At 64.7% G+C, this 14,031-nt stretch carries 14 protein-coding genes and 1 pseudogene; 9 read left to right on the forward strand and 6 right to left on the reverse strand.

From position 1 onward, the window contains the following. Positions 1-2 precede the first annotated feature (2 nt). Together F2P45_RS21290 and F2P45_RS21295 are read right to left on the reverse strand one after the other, a co-directional pair. Complete coding sequence (locus tag F2P45_RS21290) at positions 3-962, reverse strand: ABC transporter permease (RefSeq protein ID WP_166879671.1); 960 nt, start codon at positions 960-962, stop codon at positions 3-5. Between the two features lie 82 nt (positions 963-1,044). Beyond that, positions 1,045-2,049, reverse strand: coding sequence for a sugar ABC transporter substrate-binding protein (locus F2P45_RS21295; protein WP_166879674.1), 1,005 nt, complete (start codon positions 2,047-2,049; stop codon positions 1,045-1,047). 218 nt (positions 2,050-2,267) lie between these two features. Between F2P45_RS21295 and F2P45_RS21300 the strand changes: the two genes are divergently transcribed. Further along, complete coding sequence (locus tag F2P45_RS21300; protein ID WP_166879792.1) at positions 2,268-2,894, forward strand: nucleoside/nucleotide kinase family protein; 627 nt, start codon at positions 2,268-2,270, stop codon at positions 2,892-2,894. Positions 2,895-3,037: 143 nt separating this feature from the next. Next, positions 3,038-4,282, forward strand: a complete 1,245-nt coding sequence (locus F2P45_RS21305) for an ROK family transcriptional regulator (RefSeq protein WP_166879677.1) — start codon at positions 3,038-3,040, stop codon at positions 4,280-4,282. A gap of 41 nt (positions 4,283-4,323) precedes the next feature. On the opposite strand, the gene F2P45_RS21310 is transcribed toward F2P45_RS21305, so the two are convergent. Beyond that, on the reverse strand, positions 4,324-5,652 hold the full coding sequence (locus F2P45_RS21310) for a maltoporin (RefSeq protein ID WP_166879679.1): 1,329 nt from the start codon (positions 5,650-5,652) through the stop codon (positions 4,324-4,326). Between the two features lie 528 nt (positions 5,653-6,180). Between F2P45_RS21310 and F2P45_RS21315 the strand changes: the two are divergent. Beyond that, a pseudogene (locus tag F2P45_RS21315) lies at positions 6,181-6,705 on the forward strand (IS701 family transposase); the annotation flags it as partial. Positions 6,706-6,845: 140 nt separating this feature from the next. Here F2P45_RS21315 and F2P45_RS21320 read toward each other — a convergent pair. Beyond that, positions 6,846-7,199 carry an energy transducer TonB gene (locus tag F2P45_RS21320; protein ID WP_166879682.1) on the reverse strand — a complete coding sequence of 118 codons (354 nt, stop codon included), beginning with the start codon at positions 7,197-7,199 and terminating at the stop codon, positions 6,846-6,848. A gap of 184 nt (positions 7,200-7,383) precedes the next feature. On the opposite strand from F2P45_RS21320, the gene F2P45_RS21325 reads away from it, so the two are divergent. After that, complete coding sequence (locus F2P45_RS21325; RefSeq protein ID WP_166879685.1) at positions 7,384-8,103, forward strand: SIMPL domain-containing protein; 720 nt, start codon at positions 7,384-7,386, stop codon at positions 8,101-8,103. Between the two features lie 46 nt (positions 8,104-8,149). On the opposite strand, the gene F2P45_RS21330 is transcribed toward F2P45_RS21325, so the two are convergent. Continuing rightward, complete coding sequence (locus F2P45_RS21330; protein ID WP_166879688.1) at positions 8,150-9,451, reverse strand: dicarboxylate/amino acid:cation symporter; 1,302 nt, start codon at positions 9,449-9,451, stop codon at positions 8,150-8,152. 285 nt (positions 9,452-9,736) lie between these two features. Here F2P45_RS21330 and F2P45_RS21335 point away from each other — a divergent pair, with 285 nt between their 5' ends. From F2P45_RS21335 to F2P45_RS21345, 3 genes are all read left to right on the forward strand, one after another. After that, positions 9,737-10,063, forward strand: coding sequence for a low molecular weight protein tyrosine phosphatase family protein (locus F2P45_RS21335; RefSeq protein ID WP_166879691.1), 327 nt, complete (start codon positions 9,737-9,739; stop codon positions 10,061-10,063). Positions 10,064-10,199: 136 nt separating this feature from the next. Then, positions 10,200-10,712 (forward strand): hypothetical protein, encoded by a 513-nt coding sequence (locus tag F2P45_RS21340; protein ID WP_166879694.1) that lies wholly within the window; start codon positions 10,200-10,202, stop codon positions 10,710-10,712. Positions 10,713-10,714: 2 nt separating this feature from the next. After that, positions 10,715-11,848, forward strand: a complete 1,134-nt coding sequence (locus tag F2P45_RS21345) for a hypothetical protein (RefSeq protein ID WP_166879696.1) — start codon at positions 10,715-10,717, stop codon at positions 11,846-11,848. A 3-nt stretch (positions 11,849-11,851) separates the two neighbouring features. Here the strand turns inward: F2P45_RS21345 and F2P45_RS21350 are convergent, their stop codons facing one another. Then, entirely contained in the window at positions 11,852-12,634 is a 783-nt protein-coding gene (locus F2P45_RS21350) for a 3-hydroxybutyrate dehydrogenase (RefSeq protein ID WP_166879699.1), read from the reverse strand. 145 nt (positions 12,635-12,779) lie between these two features. On the opposite strand from F2P45_RS21350, the gene F2P45_RS21355 reads away from it, so the two are divergent. Further along, complete coding sequence (locus F2P45_RS21355) at positions 12,780-13,667, forward strand: alpha/beta fold hydrolase (protein ID WP_166879702.1); 888 nt, start codon at positions 12,780-12,782, stop codon at positions 13,665-13,667. 8 nt (positions 13,668-13,675) lie between these two features. After that, the gene (locus F2P45_RS21360; protein ID WP_166879705.1) at positions 13,676-14,026 is read left to right on the forward strand and encodes a RidA family protein; all 351 of its coding nucleotides are present in this window, start codon (positions 13,676-13,678) and stop codon (positions 14,024-14,026) included. Positions 14,027-14,031 lie beyond the last annotated feature (5 nt).

Raw genomic sequence — 14,031 nt, forward strand, 5'->3', positions numbered from 1 at the left:
GGTCAGCCTTTCTTATGCGTCAATTGGTCGGTGGCCACGGCCAGGATCACCAGGATGCCGGTCACCAGGATCTGGTAGACCGAGGGCACGCCCATCAGGGTCAAGCCGTTGCGGAACACGCCCACGATCAGCACGCCGACGAAGGTGCCGATGATGGAGCCGCGTCCGCCGAACAGGCTGGTGCCGCCCAGCACCACGGCGGTAATACTGTCGAGGTTATCGGTCTGGCCGCCCTGCGGGTCGCCCACGCCCATGCGCGCCACCGACAGCAGCGCGGCGATGCCGTAGAACAGGCCCGCCACCATGTACACCCCCAGCAGCACGCGGCCGGTGGCGATGCCGGTCAGGCGCGCCGCCTCGGGATTGTTGCCGACGGCGTAAAGGTGGCGTCCCGGCGCGGTCTCGCGCAGGAACAGCCAGGTCAGCACATACAGCGCGAGCATCAGCACGGTGCCGTAGGTGACCACGGTGCCGCCGAGGTGGAAGGTATTGCCGAAGAACGTCATCGCATCCGGGATGCCGGTGACGGTTTGGGATTGCGAGTAAATCTGGGTGACGGCGAACGCGATGTTCATCGTTCCCAGGGTCACGATGAAGGGCGGCAGCTTGATCGAGGTGACCAGGGCGCCGTTGACGAAGCCGATCAGCACGCACACCAGCATGCCGCACAGGATCGCGAGCGAGGGCGGCAGGCCGTAATCGACCGCGAACTTGGTCGTGACCACGGAGCCGAGCGCCATGGCCATGCCGCAGGACAGGTCGATCCCGGCGGTCAGGATGATCAGGGTCTGGCCGATGGCGATCACGCCCAGCACCATCACCTGCTGCAGGATCAACGAAAAATTCTGGCCGCTCAGGAAGCGGTCGCTCTGGGTGCTGAAGAAAACGATGGCGGCGAGCAGGGCCATGACGGGGCCGAGCACCGTCATGGCCGGCAGCGCCTGTTTGATACGGGAGGTCATAAGCGTTCCTAGGTAGGCGAGCAGCGTGCCCGCGCAGTCTGTACGGGCCGGGCAGGGGAAGGGTGGCGGTGCCACCCCTGGATTATTTTCCCCAGCAGGAAGTCAGGCCGAAGGCGCTATCCTTGCTGTCCTGGGCTGCCATTTTCTTGTCGCTGATCAGGGTGACCCCGGTATCGACATAACCGCTGATTTTCTTGCCGGTGTTGGCATAGTCGACTCCGGCCGCGACCGCCAGTTCGGCCATCTTCAGGGGATACTGTTGCGCGGTCGCGGCGATGATGCCGGCCTTGACGTCGCGCACCCCGGTGCAGCCGCCGTCCACCGAGACGATCATCACGTCCTTTTCCCGGCCGAGCGCCTTGAGCGCCTTGTACGCGCCGGCCGCGGCCGGTTCGTTGATGGTGTAGACGAGGTTGATGCCTGGGTTCTTCTGCAGGCAGTTTTCCATCGCGGTCTGGCCCTTGCCCTGGTCGCCGTAGCTGTCGGCCATGCACACGACGTTGGCAGGCTTGGCCAGTTGCACCGTTTTAGCGCTGATTCCAGGTGCGCCGAAACCGGCCAGGAAGCCGTTGTGGCGGGCGATGCCGACCGGATGGCCGGGGAACAGGTCGAGCGTGGCGATGCTGGCCTGCTTGCCGTTGAAGGCGGCCTTGGCGTATTGGCCGATCAGCAGCCCCGCCTTGTAGTTATCGGTGGCGAACAAGGCATCGGTCGCGTCCTGCGGGTCGGCCGGGCTGTCGAGCGCGATCACCAGCACGCCTTGGGCGCGCGCTTTCTTGATTGCCGGCACGATCGCCTTCGAATCGTTGGGAGCGATTAAAATCGCCTTGGCGCCGGCCAGCACCATGTTTTCGATGGCCGTCACCTGGCCCGCGTTATCGCCATCCGACTTGCCGGCCGCCGTCAGCAGCTTGGCGCCCTTGGCGCTGGCGGTGCGTTGCGCGCCTTCCTTCATCTTGACGAAGAAGGGGTTGGTCTCGGTCTTGGTGATCAGGCCGACGATGGGTTGGGCGGCGGCGGCCGTGGCGAACGTGCTGGCGGCGGTGGACGCGATCACGGCCAGCGCGATGCGGTGAGTTGGTTGCATGCTGTCTCCTGAAATTTTTATATGAAGGGCCGGTGAGCGGCGCCACGACAAATATAGTATGAGATAATTAATAAATCAAGCTGTTTTATTTAATCGTGGCGAACTTGCCCGAAGCGCGCTAGGATGACGGTCCAGTGAGCGCCGCGCCGGCTGCCAGCGCAAGGCTGCTTGTTCATTCACTTGTTTATCGCCAGAGGAATTCTTTGAGCACTCCCCCCATGCACGATGCCGCGCCCGATTCCTTGCTGGCGCTGCTGCACACCAGGCTGGCCCTCGAACCCGGGCGCCGCCTGATCCTCGGCCTGGCCGGCCCGCCCGGCGCCGGTAAATCGAGCTTGGCCCAAGCGTTGGCGCACGCCCTGCCCGGGCGCGCAGTGGTGGTGCCGATGGACGGCTTTCACCTGGCCGGCAGCGAATTGGAGCGGCTGGGGCTGGCCGCGCGCAAGGGCGCCGCAGACACCTTCGACAGCGCCGGTTACGTGGCGCTGCTGCAGCGCCTGCGCCAGCGCCGGCCCGGGCAGGTGATCTATGCGCCCGATTACCGGCGCGACCTGCACGAAGCGGTGGCGGGGGCGATCGCGGTCGCGCCGGAGTGCGAACTGGTGATCACGGAAGGCAATTATCTATTGCTCGACCAGGGCAACTGGAGCGAGGTGCGCGCCTTGCTCGACCTGGCCTGGTACGTCGATCCCGATCCGCTGCTGCGCAGGCAGCGCCTGGAACAGCGCCATGTGCGCTTCGGCAGCAGCGTCGAGCAAGCGCGACTATGGATCGAGCAGACCGACGAGCCGAACGCGCGCCTGATTGAATCCACGCGCCGGCGCGCCGACTTGCTGCTGCGCTGAGGTCGCGCGCGCGTCGCGCCGGGCGGCAGGTTGCCAATGCCGGCGCGATGGTGCAGACTCGCGGTCTGATGAGTTTTATCTATGTCTATTTAACCAATATCTCTATCACCGAGGGCCGCTTGAACGCGCCCGGGAGCGCCTACATGCAGGAAATTTCACCGTCAGCGCTCGCTGATGACGGCGCCAGTGCCGAGCACCTGCGCCCGCGCGGCTCTAACCAGACCGGCATGCGCCAGTTTAACGAGCGCGTCGTGCTGCAGGCGATACGCCTGAACGGCAGCATGCCGAAGGCGGACCTGGCGCGCCTGACCGCGCTCAGCACCCAGACTGTTTCGCTGATCATCAACCGCTTGTACGAAGACGGCCTGGTGATCAAGCTGGCGCCGCTGCGCGGCAAGATCGGCCAGCCATCGGTGCCCATCGCGCTCAATCCCGACGGCGCGTTCTCGATCGGCGTCAAGATCGGCCGGCGCAGCCTGGATGTGCTCCTGCTCGATTTCGTCGGCACCGTGCGCATGCGTTTTTCGCTCAGCTACCGCGTGCCCGATCCGGACGAGGTCTTCACCGCCATCGCGCGGCAGGTCAAGCTGATGCAGGCGGCGCTGGAACCGGCCCAGCGCGGCCGCATCAACGGGATCGGGGCGGCCGCGCCCTTGTCGCTGGACCGCTGGCAGGGCTTGATGAAACTCGCACCCGACCAGGCGGCGCGCTGGAACCGGCTCGACATCGCGCGCCGCATCGAAGCCGATACCGGCCTGCCGGTGCAGTTTGCCAAGGATACGGCGGCGGCCTGCGTGGCCGAACTGGTCGCCGGACGCGGCCGCAGCATCAAGAGCTTCCTGTATCTGTTCGTCGACACCTTCATCGGCGGCGGCCTGGTCATCGACAGCAAGCTGCACGCGGGCTTGCATGGGAATGCCGGCGCGATCGGTTCGCTGCCGGTCGGGGTGGCCGCGCGCGGCGCCGAAGCACCGGCCCAGTTGCTCAGTACGGCTTCATTGCTGGGACTGGAACTGGCGTGCGAACAGGCCGGCATCGATCCGATGGCCGCCTACGACGAGCGCGCGACCCAGGCGCCGTGGGCCGGGCACAGCGCGGCCTGGACCGAGCAGGCGGGGGCGGCGATCGCGATGGCGGTCACCAGCGCCACTTGCCTGCTCGACCTGGAGGGCGTGATCATCGATGGCTCGTGCACGCGCGCCTTGCTGGACCAGTTGATGGGCGCCGTCGCCAGGTCGCTGGAGAACTATAACTGGGAGGGCGTGGAGCGGCCCCAGGTCCTGGCGGGCATGATCGGCTCGGATGCCCGCGCCCTGGGCGGGGCGTTGCTGCCGCTGTACGCCAGCTTCGCCCCCGACCGCGACGTGTTCCTGAAGCTCGACGCCTGAAGCGCGTCGCGGGGCAGGGGCTGGCGGCCCCTGTTTGCCGCTTAAAACCAGACCTCGGCCTGGACCCCGACCGTCGAGCCGTTGTTGCTGTTGCCGAAAGCGCCGCTGGACGACAGCGCGCTGCCCGGGCTGGCAACCGAGGCCGCCGCGCGCGCCGCGTCGTTCCACCTGGCATAGGTGTAGAACAGGCGCAGGTCGGGACGGGCATTCAGGCCGGGGCCGGCGGAAATGGTGGGGGCGATGGTCAGCTTGGTCAGGCGCCGGGTCGGACCGGTGTCCGGCTTGACGCTGTCGATCCCCACGTCCGCGTTGAGCTTGATATGACGGGTGAGGCCGTACACCACATGGGCCCCCAGGCTGGTCCAGGTCTTGTTTTCGGTCGAGCCGACCAAGGTCCGGGCGGCCGTGAAGCCCTTGTCCTTTTGGTAGATCGCCACCAGTTCGGCGCCCAGGCGCGGCGTGAACTGCGCGTACGCGCCTTCGACCAGGCGTACCCGGCTGACGCGCCTGCTGTCGGTCAGGCGGCCGATCGCGCCGATGGCCGAATCGGCGCCCCCGGTGCCAGGGCCGACGCCATACTGGAGCGCGAACTTGTTCCAGCCATCGCCGGGGAGGCCAAGCTGGCGATGCTGCAAGGTGATCCCGTAACCATTGTGCAGTTGCTCCTTATCGACCTTGTTCGAGCCCTGGGCATCCTTGACGATCAGGCTCAGTCCCAGTTCCAGGGTGCCGTTGCGGTTGACCGGCACACCGCGTAGCTGGAAGTCGTGACGGCTGGCCGAGTTGCTGCCGTTTTCGGCCAAGGCACCGGCCGGCGGAAACTGGCCGGTGGTGGTCGGGATCAGATTGTCCTTTCGCAACCATGCATAGCTGAATTTCGCGTGCTGGCCCAGCGGCACATCGCGGATGCCGCCGCCGAAGCCCTGGCCGCTCCAATAGAAGAAGTCGTTGGGGCCGAGCGACTCGCGGTTGTAATAGCGGCGTCCCATCCAGGCGCTCGCGCCATTCAGCTCGGGCAGTTTCTCGCCCTCCACGTAGACCTGGGGCAAGCCGACATCGGTGCCGCCGCCGGTGCTGTTCGGGTTGTGCAGCGACAGCATGATGTTGCCCTTGAAGACAGTGCCGTCCTCGGTCGTCAGCACGTCCTGGTTGAATTCGAATTCGCCATAGGTTTCGCACTCATTGCCCAGGCGGTATTTGCTCATGGCGCCGTCCAGCTTGAAGCAGGCGGCGCCGCCATGGTCGGAATTGGACCCGGCCAGCGCCCGGAAATACCCTTTGTAATCGAGCGCCATGGCGCTTGGGCTCAATGCGCCGATGGCGGCGGCCAGCAGCAGGTGGCGCGGTGCGGGGATGATGTTCTTGTTCATTTGTTTCGTCTCCATTTTTCTTCGTCTCCATTTTTATGTCAGGCACTTTGATGGGCCTGGTTTGGGGTGGCGCCCGTACGGCAAGCGGCGCCGACGGGTTTGCTGCGGGTAGTGCTGTGGTTCGTGCTGCGATGTTGCGGTCTGCTGGCCAAGGTCGGGGCGGCAGGGCGCCTGCCAGCTCGGGTAGGCGTTTTCGATGCTGCGGATAGCGAGGGCGAGCGCTACCCGCCGCGCGCAAGGCGCAGCAGGTCGGACTAGCGGAAAGGGGGGGGGGGCGGCGGGCCGCCGTGTTTAGCTCGGCGGGCTGGCGCCCGGGGCCGGTGGTTTCAGGTGGGATGCAAGCCGGCTCGATGGCGAGCGCGGCTGTTCGCAGTCAGGGGATCGATGCATGGTGTTGTCTCCGGTGGGGCGGCTCGAGTGGACCCGACATTTCTTCGGTGTCGGTGTTGCATCCTCAATGTATTATGCGCACCGTTACTTATTAAACCAACTGTTTTTATTTAATAGGATGGGACGGTATCGATTTGCCGGACGCAACTGGCGCAAAGAATGATCGAACGCGCCGTGGCGGCACCGGTGCCGTTTGCATGGGTCAGCGGGGACGAACTAGATGGTGACAACCGCAGCCTGCGCGTATGGCTCGAACAGCAGGATCTGCACTTCGTTCTGGCTGTGCGCGGAAATCGGTACGTATGGCCGGAGATGGGCGTACCGGCGACGGCGGAACAGTTGGCCACAACGTTGGCGCAGCAGGACTGGACGAGGCTGTCCGCGGGCGATGGCGCCAAAGGGCCGCGCCTGTACGACTGGATGAGAATCCCGTTGCCGTCCTGGCAGATGGCGGGCGAGCGCTGGCTGGTGGTGCGCCGCAGTCGTTCTGATGGGAAGCTGGCCCACCATGTGTGCTACGCCGCGCCGGGAACGCAACTGCAGGAGATGGTGCGGGTAGCGGGCATGCGCTGGACAGTGGAGGAATGCTTCGAGGCGGCCAAGGGTGAAGTCGGGCTCGACCAGTATGAAGTGCGCAGCTGGCACGGCTGGCGCCGGCATATTGCGCATGGAGGTATGTCCCCGCTCTGATCGCCGTCATTCGGTGCTCTCTCTGGCGACGGCGGCGCCAGGCCGTGGCCAGAGCCTGCCACTACAGGCGCCGAGGTGGAAACTTACAACTGTAGTACTAACGCTGCCGGCGTTTACAGTTTCCAGACATACGCGACGTGCGCCCAGCTTTCCACCGGCTTGCCCTTGGCGCTGGCGGCGCTGAACTTGCACAGCTTGAGCGCCTGGTGCGCCGCGTCGTCGAGCGCCGGATGGCCGCTTGAGCTCTCCACCTTGCTGTCGGCCAGCTTGCCGTCGGCGCCGACCAGGAAGGCCAGTTTGACCGTGCCCGCGTGCTTTGCGGCGCGCGCTTGGGCCGGGTAGACCGGCTTGGCGCAGGATGCCAGGTCGGCCTTCGGTTTGCTGCCGCCAGCCGGCGCGGCATGCGCGCTGAAGGCGGTGCAGGCCGCAACTGCCAGTACGGCCATCGAATTGATAAATGGGGTCATGCGATCTCCTTCGGTGGCGTCGTGCGCCATGGTTTGGGCGGGTGCCTGACTTATAGATTAATCTGTCTAGACACAGTTGTCTATAACTTTCTTCTCCTATTCCCACTGGCGCAATTTTTATAGACAGCAATGTCTACATTGCGTATTCTGACGTTCTCTTTTCAGATCAATCCTCGGAGAACCCATGCTCAAAACGATTGCCGCCGCCGGCGCCCTGACCTTGTTGCCGATGGCCGCGCAAGCGGCCGGCTTGCCCGATTATCCTTTCATTCATGTCAGCGGCGTGGGCACGGCGATCGCCATGCCGGACCTGGGGCAGATCGATTTCGAGATCAGCGCCTTCGACGCCGATCCGGCGCTGGCGGTGGGCGTGGTCGAGGCGCGCGCCACCGAGATTCGCGCGGCCATGGCGCAGGCGGGCGTGCCGCTGGAAGATGTGGAGATTCGCGATGTGCGCAAGGACTTTCGCAAGCAGGATCCGGCCGCGGCGCCGGCGCCGGTGCAGTACGACATCCGCGCCGGGGTGCGCATCAATGTGCGCAACCTGACCCAGTGGCGCGCCGCCGCCACGCCGCTGCTGACCATGCCGAACCTGGATGGTTTCATGATCGTGTTCGATACGACCCAGCGTGAAAAGATCGAGATGGAGCTGGCCAACGATGCGCTCAGGATCGCGCGCCGCAAGGCGGAGGGAATTGCGGCGGGACTGGGAAGAAAGCTGGGAGCGGCGAGCGCCGTCAGTACGGGGGACTTGAAGAACCTGACGCGGGCCATGGGGCTGGCGCCGAGCGAGGCTGGTTCGCGTTCGTCGTCGCAGAAGATCGGCACGGAGCGCGCCGACCTGCTGACGGTGATGTCGCTGAAATTCGCCCAGCCGGTCGACGTGATCTATCGTTTGAAGTAGCCGGGTTCCCGCAGGGTGGGTTGTTCCCTGCGGGAGAGGGCGAGGGTCAGGCGGCTTTGCGAAGAGGGACCATGTCGCTGTCGTCGTCAATATGGGTGGGATTGGCCAGTTCGCGCTTCATGCGCTCGTGATCGAGTTCTTTTTCCCAGTGCGAGACCACCACAGTCGCTACGCCGTTGCCGACAAAATTGGTCAGTGCGCGGCATTCGCTCATGAAGCGGTCGATGCCGAGGATCAGCGCCATGCCGGCCACCGGGATGGTCGGCACCACGGCCAGGGTGGCGGCCAGGGTGATGAAGCCGGCGCCGGTGATGCCGGACGCGCCCTTGGAGGTCAGCATCGCCACGCCAAGGATGGTGAGCTGCTGGCTGAAGGTCAGGTCGGTGTTGGTGGCCTGCGCCACGAACAGGGCCGCCATGGTCATGTAGATGTTGGTGCCATCGAGGTTGAACGAGTAACCGGTCGGCACCACCAGGCCGACGACCGATTTGGAGCAGCCGAGTTTTTCGAGCTTGCGCATCAGGGCCGGCAGGGCGCTTTCCGAGGAGCTGGTGCCGAGCACGATCAGCAGTTCTTCCTTGATGTAGGCGATGAAGCGGAAGATCGAAAAGCCGGTCATGCGGGCGATCAGGCCGAGCACGATGAACACGAACAAGGCGCAGGTGAGGTAGAAGGAACCCATCAGCTTGGCCAGCGGCAGTAGCGAGGCCAGGCCGAATTTACCGATGGTGAAGGCCATCGCGCCGAAGGCGCCGATGGGAGCGACCTTCATCACGATGCCGACCACGCCGAAAATCACATGCGACATGTCGTCGATCAGTTTCGTGATCGGACGTCCGCGCTCGCCCAGCATCGACAGCGCGAAGCCGAACAGGATCGCAAACAGCAGCACTTGCAGGATGTCGCCCTTGGCGAAGGCGTCGACGACGGTGTTCGGGATGATGTTCATCACGAAGTCGAGCGTGCTCTGGTTCTTGGCCTTGGCGGTGTATTCGGCGATGGCCTTGGTGTCGAGCGTGGCCGGATCGGCGTTGAAGCCGTCGCCCGGACGCACCACGTTGGCGACGATCAGGCCGATGGCCAGCGCGAAGGTGGAGACGACTTCGAAGTACAGCAGCGCCTTGCCGCCGACGCGGCCGATTTTCTTCATGTCCTGCATGCCGGCGATACCGGCGACGACGGTACAGAAAATCACGGGGGCGATGATCATCTTGATCAGTTTGATGAAGCCGTCGCCGAGCGGCTTCATGTCGACCCCGAGTTTCGGGTAGAACACGCCGAGCAGCACGCCGCATACGATGGCGATCAGCACCTGCACATACAGGATCTTGTAGAAGGGTTGTTTCATGACGGTGTCTCCGTTCGATATTTGAGTATCTGTATCTTTATCGAAATCCGGCACGTCATCTATTGTGGATATCCGCAGAGTGCAAAGTTTCTGTGTGTAAATATAGAATGATTGATTTTCGGCAACATTCACCGCGATTGGCGGGAGCGCAAAACAACAGCGTGAATGGCGTCGGCAGGGGCTTCCTTTGATGGGAGGGGAGCGGCCCTGGCAGGCGAGTCGGACCGCAGCGTCTGGTTGAATGTGGGGCGTGGGATAATGTTGGATTGGAATTGAAGGGAACGCATGCAGCGAGCATTGTTTATCTGCAGCCAGAACCGGCTGCGCAGTCCGACCGCGGAGCAGGTCTTCGCTAGCTGGCCCGGGGTCGAGACCGATTCGGCCGGCCTCGGCGGCGACGCTTCGGTGCCGCTCTCGCCCGAGCAGATCGCCTGGGCCACCATTGTGTTCGTGATGGAAAAGGCGCACCGGCGGCGCCTGGGCGAGCGCTTCCGGACCCATTTGAACGGCAAGAAGGTGATTTGCCTCGATATTCCGGACAACTACACTTACATGCAGCCTGAACTGGTCCGTATTCTCGAAACCAAGGCGGGCAAGTTCCTTCGACAATGAAAACGATCCTGTTAAGCGGTTTCTGCTGCTGAGCACCAACGCATGGTGGGCTGGTGACTGTTAATTGCGCATGCGGCCACGCCGCACGCGGTATAGTTGTGCTTTCGACCCTGCGTCGGCCAACCGGGAATCCGCCATGAGAATACTCCGTCATTTACTGCTCGCCGCCGCCATTGCGCCGGCCATCGTGCACGCCGCACCCAAGGCGAAGCAGGCACCGAAGCAGGTGGCCTCGTTCTTCCCCCAGCTCGACCTGGGCCGCTTTTTGGCCGACAATTTCGACCTGGCCTCGGTGCGCAGTTCGCTGGCCGCGCGCCGCACGCCGGAGTTGCGCACCTTCGCCGATTTCGGCATGCTGCCGACCAATAGCGGCGACGATGGCGTGACCTTCGACGGCGAACGCTGGCTGTACCAGCTGCGCGTGGTGCGCCGCGCCGACATCAACAACGACGGCATCGAAGACCTGGAAGTGTGCTTCACCGACCGCGCCAAGGGCGCCAGCTACGACTCCTCGCAAAGCCTGCTGGTGAGCCGCTATTCCGACGAAACCTACGCCGTCGCGCTGCGCTACGAGTCCGATGCCTGCGGCCCGGCCAAACGCGAAAAAGCGAGTACCACCCTGACCGTCCCTTCAAGCAAACCGCAATAACGATGACCAAACCTGCTACCCGCACGGCGCTGCTGCTCGCCGTGCTGTTGCCGCTGATGCCGATGCGGATCGCCGGCGCCGCCACTCCCGCCACCCGCGCCAACACCAGCGCCAGCGCCAGCGCGCCACTCGCTGCGGCGCACCTGGAAGCGGTGCGCTACATGCTGTCGGTCGTCAATGGCGAAACCATCCTCCAGGCTGCGGTCAAGGAAAACAGCGCGCTGCGGCCGGTCCAGCAAGAGCTGTTCCGGCACCTGTTCAGCAGCTCTACTCCCCAGCGCATGCAGGAGCTGATCGTGCGCACGCTGGCGCGCCATCTGAGCCAGGAAGACGCGCGCAGCATCAGCGAGGCCTACGCGACCGCGCCAGGACAACGCGCCTTGCGCACGCCGGCCGACGACGTGGCCGCGTTCAATGCCTTGCCGCCGGCGCTTCTGCTCTCCAGTGCTGTCGGCGCGGCGCGCGCCGACATCCAGAAGACGGCCGATGAGTGGGGCGCCGAGGCCCTGGCCAAGATCACCGAGAAAGCGCTCTCGATGATGCAGATCGAGGTCGACTCCCTGTACAAGCGCGCCGCCTACACCGAGCCGTTGCTGTCCAAATACTGGAAGAGCATGGCGGGGGTGGTGCCGGTCGACCAGCTGGCGACCGCTCAAGCCGCCGGCACCGCCCGTGCGGTCCATGCGGAGTGGACTTTCCTGCAAACGGTGCGGGAAATGGAGTGGAGCAAAATGCTCACGCCGGACAACCTGGCATCGGCCGGGCAGGTCGCCGCCTGCCAGCGCAAGCTCGACGTCGTGGAGGTCGGCGCCGGCCGCTATCTGCACGCGCGGCGCGACAACCTGCGCCAGACCGACGATACCCTGAACCAGATCGATATGCCGTTCGAGAGCAAGGCACTGGCCGATGCCGCGCAAGCGCTGGTGCGCGAAGCGGCGGAGCTGGACAGTTTTGAGAAAGGCCAGGCCGCCCTGATCGCGGCCCACCGCGCGATCCTCGCGTTTGCCGCCGAGCGACCAGGCAAGCTCAGCGTAAAAAACGACAAGCTGGTCTTCGCCAACAAGGCCGACCAACGCACTTATGCGGCACTGAGGAAAAAACTCGGCGAGGCGCGCGCGTCGGACGGCTTCAAGTAGGCTTTACTGCGCGGCCCAGCCGCCATCCATGTTCCAGGCCACGCCGCGCACCTGGTTGCCGGCCGCGCTGCACAGGAACACGGCCAGCGCGCCGAGTTCCTCGGGCGTGACGAATTCGCCCGAGGGCTGCTTTTCGCCCAGCAGGGCCTTCTTGGCTTGCTCGTTGCCGATGCCGTCGCGGGCGGCGCGGTCGTCCACCTGTTTCTGCACCAGCGGCGTGAGCACCCAGCCCGGGCAGATGGCGTTGCAGGTCACGCCGCTGCCAGCCGTTTCCAGCGCGGTGACCTTGGTGAAGCCCACCAGCCCGTGCTTGGCCGCCACGTAGGCCGATTTCTGCGCCGAGCCGACCAGGCCATGCACCGACGCCAGGTTGATGATGCGGCCCCAGTTCTTTTGCTTCATGCCGGGCAGCGCCAGGCGCGTGGTGTGGAAGGCCGAGGTGAGGTTGATGGCGATGATCGCATCCCACTTCTCGGGCGGGAAGTCCTCGATATTGGCCACATGCTGGATGCCGGCGTTATTGACCAGCACATCGACGCCGCCGAATTGATCGGACGCGAAGCGCATCATGGCCTCGATCTCGCTTGGCTTCGACATGTCGGCGTTGTGGTACGCCGTCCGTACGCCGAATTCGCGTCCCAGGTCGGTGTGCAGTTTGTCGATCTGCTGGGCGTCGCCGAAGCCGTTGAACACGATGTTGGCGCCTTCCCGGGCCAGCGAACGCGCGATTCCGAGGCCGATGCCGGAGGTGGAACCGGTGACCAGTGCGGTTTTACCGCTCAACATACCTGATTTCATTGTGTCCTCTACAGAAAGAGTTTGGGGGGGATGAGGTAGAATTCTAAACGCAGTAGACAAACAAGCATATCAGGGAAGATGGAAGCATCCGATTAACAGTGGCGGCCTTGATAACGCCCAACCAGGAGCCGGCATGATCGAAGCAAGAATCAAATCCGTTCAGTGCATCTCGCCGGCCGGCTTGCACCAGATGTCCTACAAGGAGTGGGGCGACGCGGCCAATCCGCGCGTGCTGGTGTGCGTGCATGGCGTCACGCGCGTGGGCGACGACTTCGACAACCTGGCGCGCGCGCTGGCCGGCCACTACCGCGTGGTGGCGCCGGACGTGGTCGGGCGCGGCCGTTCCGGGCGCTTGGCCAACCCGCAGCTGTACCGGGTGCCGCAATACGTGAGCGACATGGTGACCCTGATCGCGCGCCTTACCGACGGCGAGGGCACGGGTTCCGACGGCGTCGACTGGTTCGGCACCTCGATGGGTGGCCTGATCGGCCTGGCCCTGGCCTCGCTGCCCGGCACTCCGGTGCGCAAACTGCTTCTCAACGACATCGGCCCGACCCTCGACCCGGCGGCGCTGCTGCGCATCGGCGACTACATCGGCCAGGAGCTGCGCTTTCCGACCTACGCGGCGGCCGCGCAGTTCGTGCGCGAGGTCTCGCAGTCGTTCGGCGAGCACACCGAAGACGAGTGGGACAAGCTGGCGCGCGACGTGCTGCGCCAGGAAGCCGACGGCCAGTGGGTGCGCCATTACGACATGGGCCTGGCGCTGCCGTTCCGCTCGGCCACGCCGGAGAGCACGCGGGCCGACGAAGCCATGCTGTGGGCCGCCTACGATGCGATCCGCTGCCCGACCCTGCTGGTGCGCGGCGAGCACTCCGACCTGCTCTCGCGCGCCACCGCCGCCAGCATGGCCGCGCGCGGTCCGCGCGCGCGGCTGGCCGAGATTCCGAACGTGGGCCATGCCCCGACCTTCATCCACGACGACCAGATCGCCGTTGCACGACAATTTTTGATTGGTACTTGAAAGACATTATGGAAATTACACGACTGCACGTAGGAAAACGCCTGTCCGAAGTGGCGATTCACAATGGCACGGTCTACCTGGCCGGCCAGATCGCCGAAGACACCGGCGCCGACATCGTCGGCCAGATGCGCGAAGTGCTGGGCCACGTCGACCGCCTGCTGGCCGAAGCGGGCAGCGACAAGAGCTGCATCCTGATGGCCCAGATCTTCATCGCCGACATGGCCGATTTCGCCGGCATGAACACGGTGTGGGACGAATGGGTCGCCTCGGGCCACACGCCGCCGCGCGCCACCGTCGAAGCCAAGCTGGCCGACCCCGCATGCCTGGTGGAGATCGTCGTTACCGCAGCCCTGCGCTAAGCCGC

It is taken from the genome of Massilia mucilaginosa, assembly GCF_011682145.1.
Lineage (GTDB): Bacteria > Pseudomonadota > Gammaproteobacteria > Burkholderiales > Burkholderiaceae_D > Telluria_A > Telluria_A mucilaginosa.